This window comes from Marinicauda sp. Alg238-R41 (genome assembly GCF_947331485.1).
In the GTDB taxonomy this organism is placed as follows: domain Bacteria; phylum Pseudomonadota; class Alphaproteobacteria; order Caulobacterales; family Maricaulaceae; genus Marinicauda; species Marinicauda pacifica.
This window is the reverse complement of the sequence record NZ_CAMZOJ010000002.1, coordinates 413,334-435,396: the sequence shown is the minus strand read 5'-3', so window position 1 is coordinate 435,396 and position 22,063 is coordinate 413,334. Positions and strand designations below refer to the sequence as shown.

At 63.5% G+C, this 22,063-nt stretch carries 24 protein-coding genes; 5 read left to right on the top strand and 19 right to left on the bottom strand.

The features are described from left to right. Positions 1-238: 238 nt before the first annotated feature. Genes metH through PGP17_RS10615 form a run of 5 tightly spaced genes read right to left on the bottom strand, consistent with a single transcriptional unit; the run spans position 239 to position 6,291 of the window. Complete coding sequence (gene metH, locus PGP17_RS10635) at positions 239-2,917, bottom strand: methionine synthase (RefSeq protein WP_270375292.1); 2,679 nt, start codon at positions 2,915-2,917, stop codon at positions 239-241. Next, positions 2,914-3,345: a gamma-glutamylcyclotransferase family protein gene (locus tag PGP17_RS10630; RefSeq protein ID WP_270375291.1), complete on the bottom strand. Its 432-nt coding sequence runs from the start codon at positions 3,343-3,345 to the stop codon at positions 2,914-2,916. Before PGP17_RS10630 ends, metH begins: the two co-directional genes overlap by 4 nt. Further along, positions 3,342-4,406 carry a homocysteine S-methyltransferase family protein gene (locus tag PGP17_RS10625; RefSeq protein WP_270375290.1) on the bottom strand — a complete coding sequence of 355 codons (1,065 nt, stop codon included), beginning with the start codon at positions 4,404-4,406 and terminating at the stop codon, positions 3,342-3,344. Before PGP17_RS10625 ends, PGP17_RS10630 begins: the two co-directional genes overlap by 4 nt. Continuing rightward, positions 4,403-5,293 (bottom strand): methylenetetrahydrofolate reductase [NAD(P)H], encoded by an 891-nt coding sequence (metF, locus tag PGP17_RS10620; protein ID WP_135945828.1) that lies wholly within the window; start codon positions 5,291-5,293, stop codon positions 4,403-4,405. The genes PGP17_RS10625 and metF overlap by 4 nt, the downstream gene beginning before the upstream one ends. A gap of 5 nt (positions 5,294-5,298) precedes the next feature. Further along, positions 5,299-6,291 (bottom strand): ArsR/SmtB family transcription factor, encoded by a 993-nt coding sequence (locus tag PGP17_RS10615; protein ID WP_270375289.1) that lies wholly within the window; start codon positions 6,289-6,291, stop codon positions 5,299-5,301. A 213-nt stretch (positions 6,292-6,504) separates the two neighbouring features. Here PGP17_RS10615 and PGP17_RS10610 point away from each other — a divergent pair, with 213 nt between their 5' ends. The 4 genes from PGP17_RS10610 (at position 6,505) to PGP17_RS10595 (ending at position 9,464) form a co-directional block, all read left to right on the top strand. After that, positions 6,505-7,278 carry an MlaA family lipoprotein gene (locus PGP17_RS10610; RefSeq protein WP_270375288.1) on the top strand — a complete coding sequence of 258 codons (774 nt, stop codon included), beginning with the start codon at positions 6,505-6,507 and terminating at the stop codon, positions 7,276-7,278. A 37-nt stretch (positions 7,279-7,315) separates the two neighbouring features. Then, entirely contained in the window at positions 7,316-7,957 is a 642-nt protein-coding gene (locus PGP17_RS10605) for an MlaC/ttg2D family ABC transporter substrate-binding protein (RefSeq protein WP_270375287.1), read from the top strand. A gap of 938 nt (positions 7,958-8,895) precedes the next feature. Then, complete coding sequence (locus tag PGP17_RS10600; RefSeq protein ID WP_270375286.1) at positions 8,896-9,201, top strand: type II toxin-antitoxin system Phd/YefM family antitoxin; 306 nt, start codon at positions 8,896-8,898, stop codon at positions 9,199-9,201. Beyond that, entirely contained in the window at positions 9,198-9,464 is a 267-nt protein-coding gene (locus PGP17_RS10595; protein WP_270375285.1) for a Txe/YoeB family addiction module toxin, read from the top strand. The genes PGP17_RS10600 and PGP17_RS10595 overlap by 4 nt, the downstream gene beginning before the upstream one ends. Before the next feature lie 5 nt (positions 9,465-9,469). Here PGP17_RS10595 and PGP17_RS10590 read toward each other — a convergent pair whose 3' ends face one another. Next, entirely contained in the window at positions 9,470-10,231 is a 762-nt protein-coding gene (locus PGP17_RS10590) for a hypothetical protein (RefSeq protein WP_270375284.1), read from the bottom strand. Between the two features lie 9 nt (positions 10,232-10,240). Continuing rightward, on the bottom strand, positions 10,241-11,773 hold the full coding sequence (locus PGP17_RS10585) for an acyl-CoA carboxylase subunit beta (protein ID WP_270375283.1): 1,533 nt from the start codon (positions 11,771-11,773) through the stop codon (positions 10,241-10,243). Between the two features lie 238 nt (positions 11,774-12,011). Between PGP17_RS10585 and PGP17_RS10580 the strand changes: the two genes are divergently transcribed. Next, positions 12,012-12,458: a hypothetical protein gene (locus PGP17_RS10580; RefSeq protein ID WP_270375282.1), complete on the top strand. Its 447-nt coding sequence runs from the start codon at positions 12,012-12,014 to the stop codon at positions 12,456-12,458. Here the strand turns inward: PGP17_RS10580 and PGP17_RS10575 are convergent. The 12 genes from PGP17_RS10575 to rpsM all read right to left on the bottom strand — a co-directional run bounded on the left by PGP17_RS10575 (position 12,455) and on the right by rpsM (position 22,019). Beyond that, a complete protein-coding gene (locus PGP17_RS10575) occupies positions 12,455-13,195 on the bottom strand; it encodes an ATP12 family chaperone protein (protein WP_270375281.1) in 741 nt (246 codons plus the stop codon). The two genes, PGP17_RS10580 and PGP17_RS10575, sit on opposite strands and share 4 nt — an antisense overlap. Further along, positions 13,195-13,884, bottom strand: coding sequence for an HAD-IA family hydrolase (locus PGP17_RS10570; RefSeq protein ID WP_270375280.1), 690 nt, complete (start codon positions 13,882-13,884; stop codon positions 13,195-13,197). Before PGP17_RS10570 ends, PGP17_RS10575 begins: the two co-directional genes overlap by 1 nt. Beyond that, entirely contained in the window at positions 13,881-14,864 is a 984-nt protein-coding gene (locus tag PGP17_RS10565) for an RluA family pseudouridine synthase (protein WP_270375279.1), read from the bottom strand. Before PGP17_RS10565 ends, PGP17_RS10570 begins: the two co-directional genes overlap by 4 nt. Next, entirely contained in the window at positions 14,861-15,247 is a 387-nt protein-coding gene (gene crcB / locus PGP17_RS10560; protein WP_270375278.1) for a fluoride efflux transporter CrcB, read from the bottom strand. Before crcB ends, PGP17_RS10565 begins: the two co-directional genes overlap by 4 nt. A 46-nt stretch (positions 15,248-15,293) precedes the next feature. Further along, the gene (locus PGP17_RS10555; protein WP_270375277.1) at positions 15,294-16,115 is read right to left on the bottom strand and encodes a PIG-L deacetylase family protein; all 822 of its coding nucleotides are present in this window, start codon (positions 16,113-16,115) and stop codon (positions 15,294-15,296) included. Between the two features lie 69 nt (positions 16,116-16,184). After that, complete coding sequence (locus PGP17_RS10550) at positions 16,185-17,477, bottom strand: replication-associated recombination protein A (protein ID WP_270375276.1); 1,293 nt, start codon at positions 17,475-17,477, stop codon at positions 16,185-16,187. A gap of 161 nt (positions 17,478-17,638) precedes the next feature. Beyond that, positions 17,639-17,947, bottom strand: a complete 309-nt coding sequence (locus tag PGP17_RS10545; protein ID WP_270375275.1) for a hypothetical protein — start codon at positions 17,945-17,947, stop codon at positions 17,639-17,641. Positions 17,948-18,062: 115 nt separating this feature from the next. Then, entirely contained in the window at positions 18,063-19,499 is a 1,437-nt protein-coding gene (locus tag PGP17_RS10540) for a Do family serine endopeptidase (protein ID WP_270375274.1), read from the bottom strand. 172 nt (positions 19,500-19,671) lie between these two features. After that, positions 19,672-20,094, bottom strand: coding sequence for a 50S ribosomal protein L17 (rplQ, locus tag PGP17_RS10535; protein ID WP_135945837.1), 423 nt, complete (start codon positions 20,092-20,094; stop codon positions 19,672-19,674). A gap of 48 nt (positions 20,095-20,142) precedes the next feature. Then, on the bottom strand, positions 20,143-21,162 hold the full coding sequence (locus PGP17_RS10530) for a DNA-directed RNA polymerase subunit alpha (RefSeq protein ID WP_270375273.1): 1,020 nt from the start codon (positions 21,160-21,162) through the stop codon (positions 20,143-20,145). An 86-nt stretch (positions 21,163-21,248) separates the two neighbouring features. Next, on the bottom strand, positions 21,249-21,638 hold the full coding sequence (gene rpsK / locus PGP17_RS10525) for a 30S ribosomal protein S11 (RefSeq protein WP_135945839.1): 390 nt from the start codon (positions 21,636-21,638) through the stop codon (positions 21,249-21,251). Positions 21,639-21,650: 12 nt separating this feature from the next. After that, positions 21,651-22,019, bottom strand: coding sequence for a 30S ribosomal protein S13 (gene rpsM / locus PGP17_RS10520; protein WP_135945840.1), 369 nt, complete (start codon positions 22,017-22,019; stop codon positions 21,651-21,653). Positions 22,020-22,063: the final 44 nt, after the last annotated feature.

The window sequence follows — 22,063 nt, the reverse complement described above, 5'->3', positions numbered from 1 at the left end:
GGAAAGGTTTCGTTAATACGCTGACCACACCGGGCCGCATGGCCCACCCGCCCCGGGACGAGGCGGCGCTGGATTTGGCGGACATCTCGCAGCGAGATCGTCGCCCTGGCCGCCGCGGAACGCCAAAGAGCCCCGCTCTTGAGGCGCCGTCCCATGCACAGGACGCGTTATCATGTTTATCCGGCTTACCATCATGGCTATGTGCGCGATGTTCGTCATCGTCACGATGTAAGACCGCCTACTCGGCCGCATCCATGACATCCGCCTTCTGGCTGTCCGGGTCATAGCCCAGGATCGGCGCCAGATGGCGTTCGGCCTCCTCCAGGCTCCACCCCTTGCGCGCGGCATAGTCTTCCACCTGGTCCTTCGCAATCCGCCCGACCGCGAAGTAAGCACTCTCGGGATGGGCGAAGTACAGCCCGGCTACCGAAGCGGGCGGATTCATCGCCCGGCTCTCGGTCAGGGCGATCCCGGTGTGCTGCGTCGCCTGAAGAAGCTCGAACAGCACATCCTTCTCGGTGTGGTCGGGCTGGGCCGGATAGCCGGCAGCCGGACGGATACCGGCATAGTTTTCCCCGATCAGCTGCTCGGTCGTGAGCGACTCCTCCGGCGCATAGCCCCAGATTTCCTTGCGGACGCGTTCGTGCAGATACTCGGCGAAGGCCTCCGCAAAGCGGTCGGCCAGCGCCTTGAACATGATTTCCGAATAGTCGTCCTTGTCGGCCTTGAACCGGGCGATGATGTCGTCCTCGTCGGTCCCGGCCGTGACGGCGAACCCGCCCACATAATCGGGTTGGGTCTCTGAGACGAAGTCACAGATCGTCAGATAGGGCCGGTCGCCGCTCTTCTCGCTTTGCTGGCGCAAGCCATGGAACTTGCCCGCGACCGCCTTGCGGTCCTCGTCGGCAAAGACCTCGATATCGTCGCCGACGCGCTGCGCCGGCCACAGGCCCACCACCCCCTTGGGATGGAGCCAGTCCTCGTCGACCATCTGGCGCAGCATCTTCTGGCCATCCTCGAACAGCTCGCGCGCGGCCTGTCCGCGATTGGGGTCGTCGAAAATCTTCGGATAGGTGCCCTTCATGTCCCAGGACATGAAGAAGGGCGTCCAGTCGAGATAGGGCTCGAGATCCTTCAGGCGCACATCCTCGATCGCGGTCACGCCCATCTGCTTCGGCTTGACCGGCGTATAACCGTCCTTGTCGGGGTCGAAGGCCTTTTCGCGCGCCTTCTCGAGGGGCAGCCGCGTCTTGGCATTGCGGTTGCGAGCGCGGGTGACGCGGATTTTCTCGAATTTCTCCCGGGTCTCTTCCCAGAACGCCTCGCGCTTGTCCGACAGCAGCTTGGACACCACGCCGACCGCGCGGCTGGCATCGTGAACGTGGATGATCGGCGCGCGGTTATAAGCCGGTTCGATCTTGACCGCGGTGTGGGCCGGGCTGGTCGTCGCTCCGCCGATCATCAGCGGCAGGTCGAACCCCTCGCGCTGCATCTCGCTGGCGACGATCACCATTTCGTCCAGCGACGGGGTGATGAGGCCGGACAGGCCGATGACGTCGGCCTTCTCCTTGCGCGCGGTCTCCAGAATCTTGTCCGGCGGCACCATCACGCCGAGATCGACGACGTCATAGCCATTACATTGCAGGACCACGCCGACGATATTCTTGCCGATATCGTGCACGTCGCCCTTCACGGTCGCCATCACGATCTTGCCGGCCGGCTCGTCGGCCAGACCCATCTCCTCGCGCTCTTTTTCCATGTAGGGGAAAAGGTGGCCGACCGCCTTCTTCATCACGCGCGCCGACTTGACCACCTGAGGCAGGAACATCTTGCCCGCGCCGAACAGGTCGCCAACGACATTCATCCCGTCCATCAACGGACCTTCGATGACATGAAGCGGGCGCTCCGACTTCAGGCGCATCTCCTCGGTGTCGTCGATGATGTGCTCGGTGATGCCCTTGACCAGCGCATGCTTCAGGCGCTCCTCGACCGGTCTGGAACGCCATTCGGCGTCGACCTTTTCCTTCTTCGAGCCGTCGCCGCGATACTCTTCGGCCGCTTCGAGCAGGCGCTCGGTGGCGTCGTCGCGCCGGTTCAGGATCACGTCTTCGACCAGATCGCGCAGCTTGGGGTCGATCTCGTCATAGATCTCCAGCTGGCCGGCATTGACGATCGCCATGTCGAGGCCCGCCGGAATGGCATGATAGAGGAAGACCGAGTGCATCGCCTGACGCACGGGCTCATTACCGCGGAAGGAGAAGGAGATGTTCGACAGGCCGCCGGAGACATGACAGCCGGGCAGGTTCTCGCGAATCCGTTTGGTCGCCTCGATGAAGTCGACCGCGTAATTGTTGTGTTCCTCGATGCCGGTGGCGACCGCGAAGATGTTGGGGTCGAAGATGATGTCCTCGGGCGCGAAGCCGACCTCGTCGACCAGGATCTTGTAGGCGCGTTCGCAAATCTCGTACTTGCGGTCGGCGGTGTCGGCCTGACCGACCTCGTCGAACGCCATGACCACGACGGCCGCGCCATAGGACTGGCAGATGCGCGCCTGCTCGCGGAACTGGTCCTCGCCCTCCTTCATGGAGATCGAGTTGACGATGCACTTGCCCTGGACCCATTTCAGGCCGGTCTCGATGACGTCGAACTTGGACGAGTCGATCATCACCGGCACGCGGGCGATATCCGGCTCGGTCGCGGCCAGCTTGAGAAAGGTCTCCATCGCCTCGGCCGAGTCCAGCAAGCCCTCATCCATGTTCACATCGATGATCTGGGCGCCGTTCTCCACCTGCTGGCGGGCAACATCCAGCGCCGTCGCGTAGTCGCCGTCCTTGATCAGCTTGCGGAATTTGGCCGAGCCCGTGACGTTCGTGCGCTCGCCGACATTGACGAAATTGTTGGAGGCTTGCGTACTCATATCCGTGCTTTCCCCGCTTCCAGCGGCCAGTTGCCCTCGGCGACGTCGGATGCGCCCCCGGCGGGCTTGGCGTACCAGTAGATCCAGGCGCTCTGCCCGGTTGGTTTGGCGTCGTCGTCCAGAATTTCAGTGCGGCGCCGGACATAGAGCGAGCGGGCCGGGTCGCCGGCATCCACGCCTTCAAATTCGTCCAGCGCGCCGATCAGACCTGCGTCGTCCAGGCGGTAGACCTGGCCGTGGCACAGCGTGTCTCCGTCCATCGCGCCCGGAAATCCGCCGAGATCCACCAGGCGCCCTCTGAAACGGCAGGCACCCTGGAAGGCACCGCCGCCCTTCAGGTCGATATGCTCGGGCGCGCCACGCGCCCCGCTCTTCAGCAGCCCGTAGAAGATGAACAGATCGCCGCTCTGGACCGGTCCGTTGATCATGATGCCAGCTCGAACGGTTCCAGGCCGGACAGGCGCATGGCGCGCGGGCGTTTCGGGATTTCGCGCGCCGGGTGGCCGCGTGCGGCCTTCGCGATGGCGGCAATATGCTCGGGCGTCGTACCGCAGCACCCGCCCACGATATTGACCAGGCCGTTTTCCGCCCAGTCGGCGATGAAAGCCGCGGTCTCGTCCGGCGTCTCGTCATACTCGCCCATCGCGTTGGGCAGGCCGGCATTGGGATAGGCCAGCACGCGCGTCTCCGCGATGCGGCTCATCTCGCGCACATAGGTGCGCAATTCCTTGCCGCCGAGTGCGCAGTTCAGACCCACCGCCCAGGGTTTGGCATGACGCACCGAATTCCAGAAGGCTTCGGTCGTCTGGCCCGACAGGGTGCGTCCGGAGGCATCCGTGATCGTGCCTGAAATCAGAACCGGGATGTCCGCGTCGATCGTGCCCGCGCTTCGAAGATCCAGCAGCGCCTTGATGGCCGCCTTGGCGTTCAGCGTGTCGAAGATCGTCTCGATCAGGAAGAAGTCGACATGCTCGGCCATCGCCTCGATCTGGCGCGAATAGGCCGCGTGGACGTCGTCGAAGCTGACATCGCGATAGCCCGGATCTTCCACGTCGGGGGAAATCGACAGCGTCTTGTTGGTCGGCCCGATGGCGCCGGCGACAAAGCGTGGCGACCCGGTTTCCTCGGCCACCTGGTCGGCGGCGACGCGCGCCAGGCGCGCGCCTTCGGACGCAATCTCGTTGGCCAGATCCTGCATCGAATAATCGGCCTGCGCGATCGTGGTGGCGGAGAAGGTGTTGGTCTCCACCATGTCCGCCCCGGCCTCGAAATAGGCGCGGTGAACCTTCACCACCGCATCCGGGCTGGCCAGGTTGAGCACATCGTTATTGCCCTTCAGCGGAGAGTCCCAGTCGGCAAAGCGCTCGCCGCGATAATCCTCCTCCTCCAGGCCGAGGCGCTGGATCTCGGTGCCCATGGCCCCGTCCAGGATGAGAATGCGTTCGCTGGCCAGCTCTTCTGCGGCCTTCAGTCGGTCCTGACGGGTCATGCGTCCTCCAGCTCGGCCGGTTTCAGGCCCAGGAGACGGCAGGTGGACAGCGCCATTGCCGCCTTGTTGAGCGTGTAGAAGTGGAATTGATCGACGCCGTCCTTCTGCAGGGCGGTGCACAGATTGGCCGCGAGATTGGCGGTCACCATCTCGCGCGTCTTCACATCGTCATCCAGGCCTTCATAGAGCTCGTCCATCCATTGCGGGATCGACGCGCCGCACATGGAGGCCATCCGCTTGAGCCCCTTGAAGTTGGGCTGCAGCATGATGCCGGGCACGATCGGAATATCGATCCCGGCCTTCCGTGCCCGGTCGCGATAGCGGAAGAAGACCTCCGGATCGAAGAAGAACTGCGTGATGGCGCGCGTCGCACCGTTGTCGATCTTCTGCTTGAGCAGGTCGAGATCGTACTCCCACGTCGCGCTCTCGGGGTGCTTCTCCGGATAGCAGCCGACCGAAATCTCGAAATCGGCGACCTTCTTGATCCCGGCGGCCAGCTCCGCGCCGTTGGCGTAACCGCCCGGATGGGGCGTGTAGCATTCGCCGATGCCCCCGGGCGGATCGCCGCGCAGAGCCACGATATGGCGCACGCCCGCCGCCCAGTAATCGCGGATGACATCGTCGATTTCCTCGCACGTCGCCGACACGCAGGTCAGGTGCGCGGCCGGTTTCAGCGAGGTTTCCGTCACGATGCGCCGAACCGTGCGATGCGTGCGGTCGCGCGTAGAGCCGCCCGCGCCATAGGTCACCGAGACGAAGGCCGGATCCATCGGCTCCAGCCGGCTGATGGAGTCCCAGAGCCGGGCCTCCATCTCGTCATTCTTCGGCGGAAAGAACTCGAAGGAGACTTTCGCAGGCGCGAGAGAATCGCGCGGGGGTTGGGTCATCCAGCTCATTGGACAGGCTCCGTTGATTGCGCAGTGAGCCCGGCCGCCGTGCTGGCGGCAACGCGCTTTTCCGCAGTCCAGATCAGAACAGTAAGGGCCGCTGCAGGATCGTCCGGCTCCAGCGTCGTGACTTTCGCCGGGCCGAGCCCGGACTCCTCGAGCCAGCCGGCAATCTCGTCCGGCTCGAAGCCGAGGCGGCGATGATGGTGTTCGGCACGCAGCACTTCATGGCCGTGGGGCGCGAAGTCGACGACGATCAGCCGCCCGCCCGGCGCCATCACCCGGCCGCACTCGTGCAGCGCCCGCTGGGGGTCGTCGAGATAGTGGAGCACCTGGTGCATCGTCACCAGGTCTGCCGTTCCCGTATCGATCGGCAGCGCGCCGGCATCGGCCTGGCGCACGAAGCGGTCGGTCAGCCCGGCATCGGCGATTTTCGAACGGGCGACGTTCAACATTTCGTGAGAGAGATCGATCCCGATTCCGTCGCGCGCCACATCGGCAAACAGCTCCAGAATCCGTCCCGTCCCCGTCCCGACATCGAGATGCAGCTTGAACGGGCCGGGACCGGCTGCGGCGCGCAGCGCCTCCTCCACCTCGGCTTCGGGGAAATAGAGCGCGCGGATCTTCTGCCAGTTATCGGCCGCGTTCTCGAAATAGCGCCGGGCTGCGTCCGCGCGAATCTGTTTCACCTTGGCCAGACGCTGGAGATCGCGCGCGAGGTCGGCATCCTCGGCGTGGGCCATCTCGTCGATCAGGGCGGCCAGCTTCTCGCCCACGGCATTCTTGGCCAGGCGGTAGAACACCCAGGCGCCTTCGGGCAGGCGCTCGGCCAGGCCGGCATCGACCAGCATCTTCAGATGACGGCTGACGCGCGGCTGGCTCTGCCCGAGAATCTGCATCAGCTCACTGACGGTCAGCTCGCCGCGATACAGCAAGGTCGTGATGCGCAGCCGGGTTGGCTCGGCAAGGGCGCGCAGCTTCTTGAGCAGGTCTTCCATCAGATGCAGATCCGGATAAACGACATAAAGATATCTTTATGCCATTATCCGATTTCATTCAACGTCTCACCTTTGTGCTGCGCTGTTGCGCACATGCGCTTGAAATCATCCGCCGGCGAACCGAATTCTGACAAAAACGTTGGTTAGTTCACCCATTCGCCGCGCGCGGCCCAGGTGGGGACGGGCGCGGACAAAGGAATTTGGAGACTTTGAATGTTAACGACTTTTGTCGGGCGAGCGCGGCGCGCCATCAAACCGGCGCTTGTGATAGGCGTCGCGGCCCTGACCACTGCTTGCGCCAGCCGCGAGCAGGCGGCTGAGACCGGAGACCCGTTCGAGCCGCTCAATCGGGGAATCTACAGCGTCAACATGGCGCTCGACGATGCCGTTCTGGAACCGGCTGCCAATGTCTACACCACGGTCACGCCTGAGCCGGCGCGCGACGGGGTCCAGAATTTCATGACCAACCTCAACCAGCCCGTCGTGTTCGCCAACACGCTGCTGCAAGGCGATGTACGCGCCTCGGTCGAGACGTTCGGCCGTTTCACGGTCAACACGATCTTCGGCATTGGCGGTGTCTTTGACGTCGCCAGCGCGGCCGGCGTCGAGCAGCACCAGGAAGATTTCGGACAGACGCTCGCCGTCTGGGGTGTGGCCGACGGGCCCTTCATCATGCTGCCCGTCCTCGGTCCCTCCAGCCTGCGCGACGGCACCGGGCGTTTTGTCGACCGCTACCCGCACCCGCTCAACTGGAACGCCGAATACAGCCAGTCCACCTGGGCCTGGGGCGTTCGCGGCCTGAACGGGCTCGATACCAGAGCCCGCGCCCAGGGCGTGTTCACGACGATGGAGAGCACCGCCATCGATCCCTACGTGCAGGTCCGGTCCGCCTACCGCCAGCTACGCGCCAGCCAGATCGCCAACGAGAATGGCGACGCGTTCGGCGAACTTCCCGATTTCAGCGCCGACTACGACGAAGACGAGTAGGCGCCCCGCCCCCGCTTCTTTCCGAAAGGACACCCCCATGTTCAAGACAACACTGCTTGCCGGCCTCCTGGCCTGCACCACCCTGCTCCCTGCCTACGCGGCCGATGCGAGCCAGGCCGAGGACTTTGTCGAGACCCAGGCCCAGGGTGTGATCACCGTGCTTCAGGACATGCGCGCCGGCGAGCGCGAAATGGCTGAGGTCAAGGCCGATTTCCGCGATCGCATCAACGAGCTTGCGGACGTCGACCGTATTACCAACTTCGTGCTCGGACGCTATCGCCGCGGGGCCGAGCCGGCGACGCTGGAAGAATTCCAGACCGTCTTTCGCGAGTTCGCGATCAACGTCTATGAGAGCGAACTGACCAATTATTCCGGCCAGACGCTGGACGTCACCGGATCGGTCACGCGCGACGAGAATGACTGGGTCGTGCGCTCGCAGGTCTCCGGCGGTCCCGATGGCGAGGTCTACGAAGTAAACTGGCGTGTCCAGGAGCGCGACGGAACGTTGAAGGTCCTCGACGCACAGGTCGCCGGCGTCTGGCTCGCCCAGACCCAGCGCGAACAGATCACCTCGGTCATCGGGAATGCGGGCGGCAACATCCAGGCCGCGATCGACACGCTGTGCGGCCGCATCCAGGACCAGGACGCGGACGATTACGCCCGCGTCTGCGAAGGATAGACTGGCACTCCCCTTTCCCTCCCTCTTTCCCAGCGAAGGCTGGGACCCAGAGGCCGTAGGACGCCGCGCGTCCTCCCTGGGTCCTGACTTTCGTCAGGAAAGAGGAGGGGAATATCTCCCCATTTATCCCCCTCCCCGCATTTCACTCCATACTGCTTTCACCTCACCGTGACTGACGGGGGCGCCTTCCGGAGCGTCCGAAGTGTGTGGCGGTGGGGGCGATGCCTCGAGTTCGCGCGGTCTAACGTCCCGCGCGGATGAAAGAGCGGCCGGTGGTGCTGTGCGGTCTGAAAGGGCCGCATTCCAGATACCGCCTCGCAGGATCGAGGAGGCGTGAAGGTCCGCCGGGGAGCCGCGTTGCCCCGCTTTAGATCCGGTGGAAACCCCGCGCAGACGTCCCGGCAGTGTCCGGGACACGATCCGGCAGGCAGGTGGAAATCCGCTACGCCAAAGGGTCTGGACGGCTGTAAAATCATCGTGGCGCGGGAGGCCCGTGGGCCTATCCATACAGCGCACTATCCCTACCGGTTCGCGATCCCTCCCGCGTCCCCCGTCTCTCATCCCTGCGCGGCAAACAGCCGGCGCAGGTGAACGTGCTGGGCGCATACACCTGGCACTTCTCTCAAACCGCTCCACCCTCGTCATCCCGGACTTGATCCGGGATCCAGAGAGCGTGGAGCGCTCTCATCCGATGACGCCGCCCCGTCCTCTCCTGGATCCTGACTTTCGTCAGGAAAGAGGACGAGAGAGGGAGAAGAAAACATCCCCGCCCGCGTCACACGCCCTACCCTCGCCAAGCTCTTTCTCACGTGTGAACCCGCAACACCCCGCGAGCCCCCAAAACCGGCGCCGTGATAGTCGTAATAGTAGGAGGCGAGCGCCAGCATTCTCACCACCCAAACCTTGCTTACCTGTACAACGAAGCGTACACTTTAAAGATGACCAAGCGCGCCAACATCGTTTCCTTCACCGAGGCCCGGCAGGGGCTCAAAGCCCTGATGGACCGGGTCACGGGGGACAAGTCGCCCGCCGTCATCACGCGGCGCGGGGCTGAACCCGTCGTGATGGTCTCGCTATCGGAATGGGAATCCATCCAGGAGACCAACTACCTCCTGAAGAGCCCGGCGAACGCCGCCGAGCTGCGCAAGAGCCTCGCCGAGGCCGAGACGGGTGAGACGCACGAGCTGACCGAAGACGATCTGCGCCAGCTCGCCGAGGACCCGGCCGCCTATTTCAACGAATGAACGTCGAGTTCACGCCGCGCGCGCTCACTCATCTGCGATGGTTCGCGGAGAAGGAGCCACGTCAGGTCAAGCGCATCCTGAAACTCGTCGAGGACATCAGGCGCGAACCCTTCGAGGGCTTGGGCAAACCCGAACCGCTCAAGGGAGAATTCTCCGGCCTCTGGTCACGACGGATCGATTCAGAGCACCGGCTGGTCTATCGGGTAATCGGCAAGGGCGATGCGGCAAGGCTGCAGGTGGTGCAGTGCCGGTATCATTATTGAACGGCCTAATTCGCCGCTTCAGTAGCCTGGGGCGTTTCAATATGGAGCCCAATTCCCCATGACTTTCTGTGGCGCTTAAATAACGAATTCAATTTCTCAGCTGCGCGCTTGAGTTGGGGCAGCACTCTTTCGAGCATATTGATGTTTTCAATTATCAATGACTCGCAATCATACGCCAAAGCTGGAGCGAGAGGCGCGTCTTCTCGTCTAAAGTTTGTTTCGGCAACCATCCCTTGATCAGTTCTGCGAAAGTTGGTGTATGGCGCGACTAATTCGTGCAGAGAACGCCTTATTTCTCCATATTTCTGCATGGACTGAAAGACGATCCGGTTTGAATTCTCAATCTCCGACAAGTCAGAAAACAATGACGCTTCACCGTGTTTAGCAAGAAGCTCTAGTTCCCTGCCCCCCAAGGGCTCGGGAGGCGGCAAAAATCCAATAGTTTCATTTATATATTTCCACCACTCCTCACGAGGTGCATCCCCGGCGTTAGCGATACCGGCTCGCAGATACTGATGCACACCCCAAAGGCCGTTTGTAATCACATTGAATTTTGAAATCAGCGCCGCCGCTGCTTCGGCATTTCGTTCTTTGCGACGAAAATGGTCGGCTATCCAAATGCCGCCCAACGCCGCACCAGCACCCACTAATGATGCTCCCAAGGAAATGGCGGCCAGATGCCAGAGTGGTTGTCGTTGTGCTTCCGCCCAAGCGAGCTGATGCCCCACCAAGCGCAGAAGTATTTCAGAAAGGGACGGATCGTCCATCACCAACCCTCACAGCGGCAAATTATCGTGCTTCTTCCAGGGATTGCTCAGATTCTTGTTCTTCAGGGTGCGCAGCGCCTTGATCAGGCGGACGCGGGTGGAGCGCGGCTGGATGACGTCGTCGAGATAGCCGCGTGAGGCCGCCACGAACGGGTTGGCGAAGCGGTCCTCGTATTCCTTGGTGTGGGCGGCCATCTTCTCCTCGTCGCCCAGGTCGGCGCGGTGGATGATCTCGGCCGCGCCCTTGGCGCCCATCACCGCGATCTCGGCGGTCGGCCAGGCATAGTTGATGTCGCCGCGCAGATGCTTGGACGCCATCACGTCATACGCCCCGCCATAGGCCTTGCGCGTGATGACGGTGAGCTTGGGCACGGTGGCTTCGGCGTAGGCGAACAGGAGCTTGGCGCCGTTCTTGATGAGGCCGCCATATTCCTGCTTGGTGCCCGGCAGGAAGCCCGGCACGTCCACGAAGGTGACGATCGGGATGGAGAAGGCATCGCAGAAGCGCACGAAACGCGCGCCCTTCTTCGAAGCGTCGATGTCCAGAACGCCGGCCAGGCTCATCGGCTGGTTCGCCACGAAGCCGACCGTCTGGCCTTCCAGGCGTCCGAAACCGGTCACGATATTGGTCGCGTAGTCGGGGGCGATCTCGAAGAAGTCGCCCTCGTCGGCGGTTTTGCGGATCAGCTCCTTGATGTCGTAGGGCTTGTTCGGATTGGGCGGGACAAGCGTATCGAGACTCGGTTCGATCCGGTCGGGATTGTCATAGTTCGGGCGCGCGGGGACTTTTTCCCGGTTGTTCAGGGGCAGAAAGTCGACCAGGCGGCGCATCTGGACCAGCGCCTCGATATCGTTCTCGAACGCGCCGTCGGCCACGCCCGATTTCTTGGCGTGAATGCTGGCTCCGCCCAGCTCCTCGTGCGTCACGACCTCATTGGTGACCGTTTTGACCACGTCGGGGCCGGTCACATACATGTAGGAGGTGTCCTTGACCATGAAGATGAAGTCGGTCATCGCCGGCGAATAGACATCCCCGCCCGCGCACGGACCCATGATGACGCTGATCTGGGGCACCACGCCGGAGGCCAGCACGTTGCGCTGGAAGATCTCTGCATAGCCGCCCAGCGCGTCCACGCCCTCCTGGATGCGCGCGCCGCCGGCATCGAACAGGCCCAGGATCGGCGCGCCATTGCGCAGGGCCGCATCCTGCACCTTCATGATCTTCTTGGCGTGCGCCAGGCTGAGCGAGCCGCCGAACACCGTGAAATCCTTGGCGAACAGATAGACCAGGCGCCCGTTGATGGTGCCCGACCCGGTCACCACCCCGTCGCCGGGGATCTTCTTCTCGTCCATGCCGAAGTCGGAACATTGATGCTCCACGAACATGTCGAATTCCTCGAAGCTGCCATCGTCCAGAAGGACCTCGATACGCTCGCGCGCCGACAGCTTGCCCTTCTCGTGCTGGGCGAGGACACGCTTTTCTCCACCCCCGGCCCGGGCGGCCTGACGCTTGGCATCGAGCTGTTCGAGGACATCTTTCATGGACTTCGCTCCCGAGATTTTCTTGTTGGATCGCTGGTTAGCACCGCCGCCCGAAAGGAGCAAACACCACACCGGCCCGAACCGTGCGGCGGACCGGTCCAGCCGCCATGATTTTCCGGGCCCACAGTTCAGGCCGCATTAAACAAGAAAAGACCCAAGGCTACTAAATTGCGCCATTGGCCTTTCAATTGCAGGTTTCAGTACTATCGTCTAATGCTGACCGACTGGGAGGGGGGCAATGATCCTCGACTGGGAACTGGAAGCGCCATATCGTCTCTACGCTCGCCTGCAAGGGCCGTTAAGCGTGTCCGAGCGATGGCTGACCTATTGCGAACTTGCCGAGATCTGCCGCGATCAGCGTGTTTCCCAGCTCATGATTGATCATGGTGGCGCGCCTCTCGCCGAAGGCGAGCGGGTATATTTCCATCAGCACGATCCGATCAGCCGCCTGTTCTTGCTGGCCGACATCATGGAAGTGGCCATCATCCGGAGCGATCTGACCGCCCAGCGAGGTCGCGCTCGCAAGGCGTTCGCCAACGTTCAGATCATGGCCAGCAATTTTGAAACGCGCCTGAATGCCCGGCGCTGGCTCGATCGGACCTGGCAAGCGAGCGAGGAATTCACCGCTCTGGTGATCTCGCATGCGGCCAACCGTGTCGGGCCTGGCAAGGGACGGCGCAGCTAGGTTTTCGCGGCGTCCATGAGCTGGAACAGGTGGTCCGCAGCCAGCAGGTCGCGGCGCCGGTTTGCCGCCATATCGGCAGCCTCGCTGTCCTCGCCCCAGGTTTCGGCCTGATGGTCCTGCTCGAGCTGGGCCGTCTCGAATGCCGCCTCTCCGGTAATACGCCCCTTGAGAAGTGCGAAGCCCAGCACCGCCGAGCCGGTCAGGGGGACGGCACTGGCGAGGCCCGTCAGCCGCCAATTGTCCAGTATGAGCGCATGAGCACGCAGCGCCTCGATTGAGGCGTCGGGTTGCTCGATCGGCAGAATGGTCTGTGCCTTGTGCAGCGGCGCGTCCAGTTCGCGCGCCGCCCAGTCCAGATAGGGATCCCAGGTTTCGGCCTGACGCCGCGCCAGATCGGGAAGGTCGCTGCGATAGCAAAGCATGTCGGTGCCGGCGAACCGGGCAATCTCGTCCGCCGCCCCGTCGCGGACCTGGCCCATGCGGTCCAGCGCCACATGCGCGAGCCGGGTCAGCGGCATTGAAAACGGATTGATCTCGGTTTCCTGGGCCTGCCACTCGGCCGCCATTGCGTCGGCCAGCGCCTCGCCCGGCGCCAGCAATATCGCGCGCGCGGGGGTCTTGACCGGACGGCCGTCGAGCAGAATGCGCCAGCCCTCGTCGACCGGGTCGATGGCGACCTCGCTATAGAATCGCTTGGGCAGCGGGCGGTTCTCCGCCTTCGCCTTGGACATGCTCATCAGGCCGCTCCCCGGCGCTCGTAGGCAAAGACCCGCAGCGCTGCAGACAGGCTGTCGAAATCCTCGTGAAGCTCATGTGCGCCGCCTGCTCTCACCTCGTCAGGCGTGTGAAACCCCCAGCTCACTCCGATGGCCCGCGTCTTGGCGGCCCGGGCCATTTCCATGTCGAAACTGGTATCGCCGATCATCACGGTGTTGCCGGCATCCACGCCGGTCTCCGCCATGGCGTCGAGCACCATGCGCGGATGCGGTTTGCCGGGACCGTGATCGACCGTCTGCAGCGTCTGGAAGTGGGCATGCAGGCCGTGATGGGAGAAGACGATGTCCAGCCCGCGCCGGGCCTTTCCTGTCGCCACACCCAGAAGCCAGCCCTCGTCGACCAGGCGCTCGACAGTCTCGCGCGCCCCGTCGTAGAGCGGCTCTGCAAACCCGTCCTCGGCCCGCATCTGGACGAAGGCTTCCTTGTAGTAGCCCGCCAGTTCGGCAGTACGGGCGACCGGATAGTCTGGCGGGGCAAGGCGTGAAACAGCCTCTCCAAGCTCCAGGCCGACGATCATGCGCACGCGGTCATAGTCTATCTCACCCAGACCGGCGCGCACGAAGGCGCGATCCATGGCCTTGTGAATGACCTGGCGGCTGTCGACCAGTGTCCCGTCGACGTCGAAGATGGCGAGCTTCAGGTCGCTCATGTGAGGGCCTCCTCGACAAAGATCAGGTCCGCGCGCGGATCGAATCCCAGCGCGTCGAACGTCTGATTCATGTGCTCGGGCATGGGTGCTTCGATGATGAGCGGTTTCTGACCCGGGCGCGGGATTTCCAGCTTGCGGGCATGCAGGTGCAGCTTGCGGGACAGGCCCTCGGGAACGGGCACGTCGCAGGTGTATTTCCCGTCGCCCAGAATGGCGTTGCCGGTCGCGGCCATGTGAACGCGCAACTGGTGGGTACGCCCGGTTTCGGGCCGCAGCACGACCCAGCTGACACGCCGGCCCGCCTCCTCGGCCACGGCGTAGCGGGTCAGCGCATACTGCGCGCCCTCCTCGCCATGGGCGGCGCCGACCATCTGCTCGCGATCGGCATGGTCTCCGACCGCCTTCTTGATGAAGCCCTTGACCTCGCCGGCCTTGGGCACCGGCACGCCCAGACAGATCGCCCAGTAGGTCTTTTTCAGGTCGCGCCCCTGAAACAGCTTGGCCAGGCGCTTGGCGCTCTGTGCGGTTTTCGCGACGATCAGGACCCCGGACGTGTCCTTGTCGAGGCGGTGCACCAGGCGCGGGCGCTCCTCGCCCCGACCGAAGGCATCGAGCAGGCGGTCGACATGATGGGTGATCTTCGACCCGCCCTGCACCGCGAGCCCCGGCGGCTTGTTGAGGGCAATCAGCTCCTTGTCCTGGTAGATCACCAGCGACCGCGCGAACGCGGCATCTTCACGCGACAGGCTGAGCTCGGGTTTGGTCTCGCCGGGGTCGGGCAGTGGCGGCACGCGCACGATCTGGCCGGGCTGGAGCCGGTCGTCCGGTTTGGCCCGGCCGCCATCCACGCGCACCTGCCCCTTCCGCGCGAGCTTGGCCACCATGCCGAATGGCACATGGGGAAAGCGCCGCTTGAACCAGCGGTCGAGCCGGATATCGGCTTCGTCACGTGTGACTTCGAGGTTTTGGACGCCGCTCATGACCCGAATAACCGCCTTGCAATCAGGAGGCCCGCAAATACCGCAAGCACGCTCAACACGACAGTCCCGCTCGCATAGGCCAGCGCCAGTCCCAGCATCTTGCGTTCGGCCATAACGACGACGTCCAGCGCGAAGGCGCTCATCGTTGTAAACGCACCGAGGAAGCCGACGCCGAGCGCAAACCGAATTTCCGTCGCATCCGGCCGCCCGGCCTGAGCGAGCCACCCGACCAGAAGCCCGATCATCAAGGAGCCGGCGACATTCACCAGAAACGTCCCGTAGGGAAATTCCGGCCCGAGCCAGCGCAGACCCGCCTGGTTGACCAGGTGCCGCGAGACCGCACCCAGTGCGCCGCCCAGAGCAATGAAGAGAAGATGGTTCATGACGCGAAGGGTTAGGGCGCAAGACTGGAAGTGGCAAGACCGGCAGCTATCGCCGGTCCCACCCCTCCCCGGCCAACGCGTAATATTCCTCGGTCCATAGCGTGTACAGCAGCCAGGGGGGAAGGCCGTATTCGGCCTGGAGATACTCCGACTGGCTGTGATGGATCGCCCAGGCGCGCCGCTTGTCCCGCGCCGGCGCGGCAACGGCAAAGTCCGGCGCTGGCTGCAGGCTGGCGATACGCGCACCCTGCTCGCCCCCGAAGCGGTTCAGCGCCGGGCGCGGGGCCAGCACCCAGACGAGATTTATCTGCCGGTCCGAGCGCGCGACGGCCTCGGCAGTGGCCCGCCCGATCGTCATGTGGTCGGGATGAAGCGATATCGCGCTCTGCGGATGGAAGCTGACCACAGTGTCCGGCCCCGCAACCGCAATCTCGGCTGAGACTCGCGCCACCAGATCCTCGAAATCGCGGCCGGCAAGCTGTCCGTCGCCCAGATCCTCGACCGTGTGACGGCCCACACCGATGTCGAAGCCGTGCTTTCTCGCCTCGGCTTCGCGCACGACACCCAGATTGGGTTGGTCGATGACAGGCGGATACTGCGTGCCCGCCTCCCCGCGCGTCGCCGTATAGAGGGCCACATGGACGCCCTCCGCCACAGCGCGGCGCATCAGCGCATTGGCGGTGATCTCGTCATCGGGGTGGGCGAAGACGAAGAGCAAGCGCTGCGCACCGAGGTCTTCCGTCACGCTGGACAGGCGCTCGACGCCGGGTTCGCCGACCATGGAGCGGGCGATCAGGAGCCCGGCAAGGACCGCCAGCAGGAGAATGGCAGCCGCCGCCGCAATGGAGATCAAAACGACGCGTCTCATTAGCTCCCCTAGTCTCTTTCGCATGGCCGATTGCCAGAGGCCCGGCGCGGACTGTACCGGACACGCCGCCTACCTCCGCAACTTGCCCCAGTGCTCCAGCCGCTCCTTGATCGCGGCTTCGCGGCCGCGGTCGGTCGGCTCGTAGAAGCGTTCGCGCTCCATCCCGTCGGGAAAATAGTTCTGCCCGGAGACCCCGCCCGCCTCATTATGGTCGTAGCGGTAGCCCTCGCCATAGCCTTCGGACTTCATCAGCTTGGTCGGCGCGTTCAGGATGTGCTTGGGCGGCATCAGCGAGCCGGTGCTCTTCGCGCTGCGCATGGCCGCCTTGTACGCGGTGTAGACGGCATTCGACTTGGGCGCACAAGCCAGATGGACCACCGCCTGGGCCAGGGCGAGCTCGCCCTCAGGACTGCCCAGGAAGTCGTAGACCTCTTTCGCGGCAAGGGCGGCGTGAACCGCGGTCGGGTCCGCCAGGCCAATATCCTCGTTGGCCATGCGCACGATGCGCCGCGCCAGGAAGAGCGGATCCTCGCCGCCGGCCAGCATGCGCGCGAGCCAGTAGAGCGCGGCATCGGGGTCAGATCCCCGAACAGATTTGTGAAGCGCGGAGATAAGATTGTAATGCTCCTCACGATCCTTGTCGTAGACCGGCGCGCGCCGCTGGAGCACATCGGCCAGGTCAGCGAGACCGAGCGGTTTCTCCAGCTTGAGCGAGAAAAGCTCCTCGGCGAGGTTCAGAAGGTAGCGCCCATCGCCATCGGCCATGGCGATGAGCCCCTCGCGCGCCTCGGCTGTGATCGGCAACGAGGCCTCCTCCAGACCTTCCGCGCGCTTGAGCAGACGCTCCATCGCCTCGGCGTCGAGCCGCTTCAGCACCATCACCTGGCAACGCGAGAGCAAGGCCGCGTTCAGTTCAAAGCTGGGATTTTCCGTCGTTGCGCCGACAAGGGTAATAATCCCCTCCTCAGCTACCGGCAGGAAGCCGTCCTGCTGGGCGCGGTTGAAGCGGTGGATTTCGTCGACAAAGAGCAGCGTCCCCGATCCGCTGGCCCGGCGCGCCCTGGCACGATCGAACGCCTTCTTCAGGTCCGCGACACCGGAAAACACCGCCGAGATGGCATCGAACTCAAGCCCGGCCCCTTCAGCGAGAAGGCGCGCAATGGTGGTCTTGCCCACCCCCGGCGGGCCCCAGAGTATAATCGAGGACAACCGCTTTTGCGCGACCATCCTGCCGAGAGGGCCGGTTTCGGAGAGAAGATGATCCTGCCCCACGACTTCGGACAGCGTCCTTGGGCGAAGGCGATCAGCAAGAGGGCGCGGCGCGGACTGCTCGAGCCCGGCCGATTGGAAGAGGTCTGTCATGCGTGCATCGTGCCATAGAGAACCGGCAGATGAACATCGCCCTGTCAGCAACAGGCTGACGGGAGACAGACCGGCCTCAACTCCTCGACCGGACGATCACCGGATGTTCAACCGCATACCACCGCCGGCTGCCTCTGCGGTGGCGCAAGCCGCACCTTCGGCTAGTCGGGACTACAAGCCGGGTTCGTCCCAGAACAGATACTGCCTTGGCGCTGAATGCGGCGGACCGCCTCTCGCGCACCGTCCGCGCTCGCGTCCCGGCCCTCGCCACTAGGGTCGCAGACATAACGCGGCCGCGTCCTTGTGCCCAGGCGATGCTCTTCCTGACACTCCCCGGCCGCGATCATGCGGGCGATTTCTTCGCGCTCGGCGTCGCGTTCGGCCTGGAGCGCCGCGCGTTCCTCGGTTGTCGTGCAGCCGGCAATCAGAATCCCCGCCGACACGCACAGTAAAGAAATTGTCTTGTTCATCTCGCACCCTCCTCGCGAATCCTGACATCTGGATTCTCCCTACAAGAGTCTATTAAAGGGAGGCGGGCTCAAACCGTCAACTGCGCTTGACCAAATCTTTCGATCTCCGTCATCCCTAAAGACGCAGAACCCTAGAATGGCGCTCACCTCGGCGGATGATCTCGATCGGCCATTCGCGGGCATTATCCTGATCGGCCATGGCGTTTTCGAAGTCAGCGAAATCATCCACCTCGATCCCCGCGATGGTGACAATCCGGTCGCCGGCCTGGAATCCGTAATAGTCGGCTACGGACCGGCGTCCAACGGCCACGATCATGACCCCGTCCATGAAGGGATCGATGCCGTTAGCCTCGTTGAAGGCGGGAGACAGTTCCACGATGCGCGCGCCCTGAAAGGGGTTGCGGCCGCCCACCGTGCGCGGCTCGGCGGTCGTGTTGCCCGGAGCCGGGCGCGATTCCACCTCGAATTCGCGCGTGTCGCCATCGCGAAGCACTTCAACGCGGGCGAGGTCGCCGAGCGCGTGCGTCGCGAACCGGAAGCGGATGCCGGTTTCGTTATTCACCTCCACCCCGTCGACCGCGACGATGATATCCCCGCGCTCCAGGCCGGCTTCTTCAGCCGCGCCGTCGGGCCAGAGGTCGGCCACGATGGCGCCGCGCGGCCGGTCGAGACCGAGCGACTGGGCAAGTTCGCTGGTCACCGGCTGAAGCTTGGCGCCGAGCCAGGGCCGGATCAGGTCTTCGCCATTGAGCGCGGCATTGACCACCGAACGCACCATCTCGGCGGGAATCGCGAACCCGATCCCGATCGACCCGCCGGAGCGGGAGAAGATCGCTGTATTGATGCCGATCAGCTCGCCATTCATGTTCACAAGCGCACCCCCGGAATTGCCCGGGTTCACGGCAGCATCGGTCTGGATGAAGAAGGAGTAATCGCTGATCCCGACCTCGGTGCGCGCCAGCGCCGAAACGATTCCGGAGGTCACGGTCTGACCGACGCCGAAGGGATTGCCGATGGCGAGAACGAGATCGCCGACCTCGGAGTCTCCCGCCTCATTGTAGGAGAGAACCGGAAGAGTCTCGTCGGCCTGGATCTGCAGAACCGCAAGGTCGGTGCGTTCGTCCGCCAGCAAGAGCTCCGCATCGAACTCGCGCCGGTCGGCGAGCACGACCCGTAATTCCTGAGCGCCTTCGACGACGTGATTATTCGTCACGATCACGCCGGACGGGTCCACGATCACCCCCGACCCCAGAGAGCCCACGTCGCGCTGCTGCGGCTGGCTGCCGAAGAAGCGCTCAAAGAAGGGATCGCCGGCAAAGGGCGAGCGCTGAGCCACTACGCGGCGCGAATAGACATTGACGACCGCCGGAGCCGCCTCGCGCACGATCGGGGCAAAGGAGAGCTGCATCTCGGTCCGGTTTTCCGGAACAGCGCGCTCCTCGTGGAAGCTATCCGGCGCACGGTCCTGGAGCGTATCGACGTCCTCCTGCGCGCAGGCAGTGGCGGCAAGCCCGAGCATCAGGCTCAGAGTAGAGAGGGCAACGCGGATCATGAACTTGAATCCTGTTTCGACCGGCACAAAAATCGACTTCCATTTAGGCAACACGATCGCACCTGAACAGGCCATGACCGATTAAGATTTCGCAAGGCCGGCTCGGCCCAAAATGAAAAAGGCCGCGCCCTCTTGGGCGCGGCCTTCCTCAATTGACCAGTTTGATGAGAACCTAGTCCTCGTCGGCGCCTTCCATCTCGGCGGCGCGGGCGCGGTCGATGGCACCCTTGGCTTCCGGATCGCGGTCTACCAGCTCGATCACGGCCAGCGGCGCGTTGTCGCCATGGCGGAACCCGGCTTTCAGGACCCGCGTATAGCCGCCCTGACGCTCGGCGTAGCGGCCGCCCAGCGTGTCGAACAGCTTCTTGACCTGCTCTTCATTGCGGATCCGCGAAATCGCGAGACGGCGCGAGGCCAGGTCGCCTTTCTTCGCGAGCGTGATGAGCTTGTCCATGATCGGCTTGAGCTCCTTCGCTTTGGGAAGGGTCGTGACGATCTGTTCGTGCTCGATCAGGGACGCCGCCATGTTGGCGAACATCGCTTTGCGGTGCGACGCGGTCCGGTTTAGTTTGCGGTGCGCATTACCGTGGCGCATGACTTCTCTCCTTATCGTCCCTGGCAGAGTGCCTCGCGGCAGTCCGTCCTAGACGTGATCCTCGTACTTCTTCGCCAGGTCCTCGATATTCTCAGGCGGCCAGTTCGGCGCTTCCATACCGAGGTGCAGCCCCATCTGGGCCAGAACTTCCTTGATCTCATTGAGCGACTTGCGGCCGAAGTTCGGCGTGCGAAGCATTTCCGCTTCCGACTTCTGGATGAGGTCGCCGATATAGACGATGTTGTCGTTCTTCAGGCAGTTCGCCGAACGCACCGAAAGCTCCAGCTCGTCAACCTTCTTCAGGAGCGCCGGGTTGAAGTCGAGCTCGGGAGTCTCTTCTTCCGGACCGCGCGCCTCGGAGGGCTCTTCGAAATTGACGAAAATCTGGAACTGGTCCTGCAGGATACGCGCGGCATACGCCACAGCGTCTTCCGGCGTGACCGCACCGTTGGTTTCAATGTCCAGGGTCAGCTTGTCATAGTCGAGCACCTGGCCTTCACGGGTGTTTTCCACCTTGTAGGCCACCCGCTTGACCGGGCTGTAAAGCGCATCGACGCCGATATAGCCGATCGGGGCGTCTTCGGGGCGGTTGCGATCGGCCGGGACATAGCCCTTGCCGGTATTGACCGTCAGCACAAAGCGGACTTCAGCACCCTGGTCCAGGGTGCAGATGACGTGATCTTTGTTGATCACCTCGATGTCGGCGACTTCCTCGATATCGCCCGCGGTCACTTCGCCCGGACCCGTCTTCTTGAGGGTCAGGCGCTTGGGACCTTCGGCGTGCATGCGCAACGCGACCTGCTTCAGGTTCAGAACGATATCGGTGACGTCTTCACGCACGCCCGGAATGGACGAGAATTCGTGAACGACACCGTCGATCTGAACGGCGGTCACTGCAGCGCCCTGCAGAGAGGACAGGAGCACGCGGCGCAGTGCGTTGCCGAGCGTCATCCCGAAGCCACGCTCCAGCGGCTCGGCAATGATCTTGGCAAGGCGCGAGGAGTCGTAGCCGGGAGTGACTTCCGGCTTCATCGGGCGGATCAGTTCCTGCCAGTTTTTCTCGATCACGTTACGTCCCCTTCAAGCGGACTGCGCGCCGGAGGGGCCGACGCGCCACAGTGTATTCAGCAAGCCGGCAAACGCCGCACGAGTCTCTAGACGCGGCGACGCTTCGGCGGACGGCACCCGTTGTGCGGGATCGACGTCACGTCATGGATCATCGTGATGGTGAACCCCACCGACTGCAGGGCGCGCAGAGCGCTCTCACGGCCCGAACCCGGACCGGAAACGCGCACTTCAAGCGTCTTCACGCCGTGTTCCTGCGCCTTCTTGCCCGCATCCTCGGCAGCCATCTGGGCGGCGAACGGGGTCGATTTACGCGACCCCTTGAAGCCCATCAGACCGGCGGACGACCAGGAAATCGTATTGCCCTGGGCGTCGGCGATGGTCACCATCGTATTGTTGAAGCTGGCATTCACGTGCGCAACGCCAGCGGTAATGTTTTTCCGCTCGCGGCGACGTACGCGGCTGGGTTCCTTGGCCATAAACCTTGGTCCTTACTTCTTCTTGCCGGCGATCGGCTTGGCCGGACCCTTGCGGGTCCGTGCATTGGTGTGGGTGCGCTGACCGCGGACCGGAAGGCCGCGACGGTGGCGCAGGCCGCGATAGCAACCAAGATCCATCAGGCGCTTGACGTTGACAGCCACCTCACGGCGAAGATCACCTTCAACCGTGTAATTGGCGTCGATCGTCTCGCGGATCTGCAGGATCTCCGCATCGGTGAGCTGGTTGACCCGCTTTTCAGCCGGAATGCCCACCGTCTCGATGATTTCACGGGCCTTGGTTGCACCAATGCCATGAATGTAACGCAGCGCGATCTCTACGCGCTTGTTCGTCGGAATGTTGACGCCGGCAATACGAGCCACGACGCTCTCCTTAATTCTTCAGGCCGCTTCACAGAAGACACCGG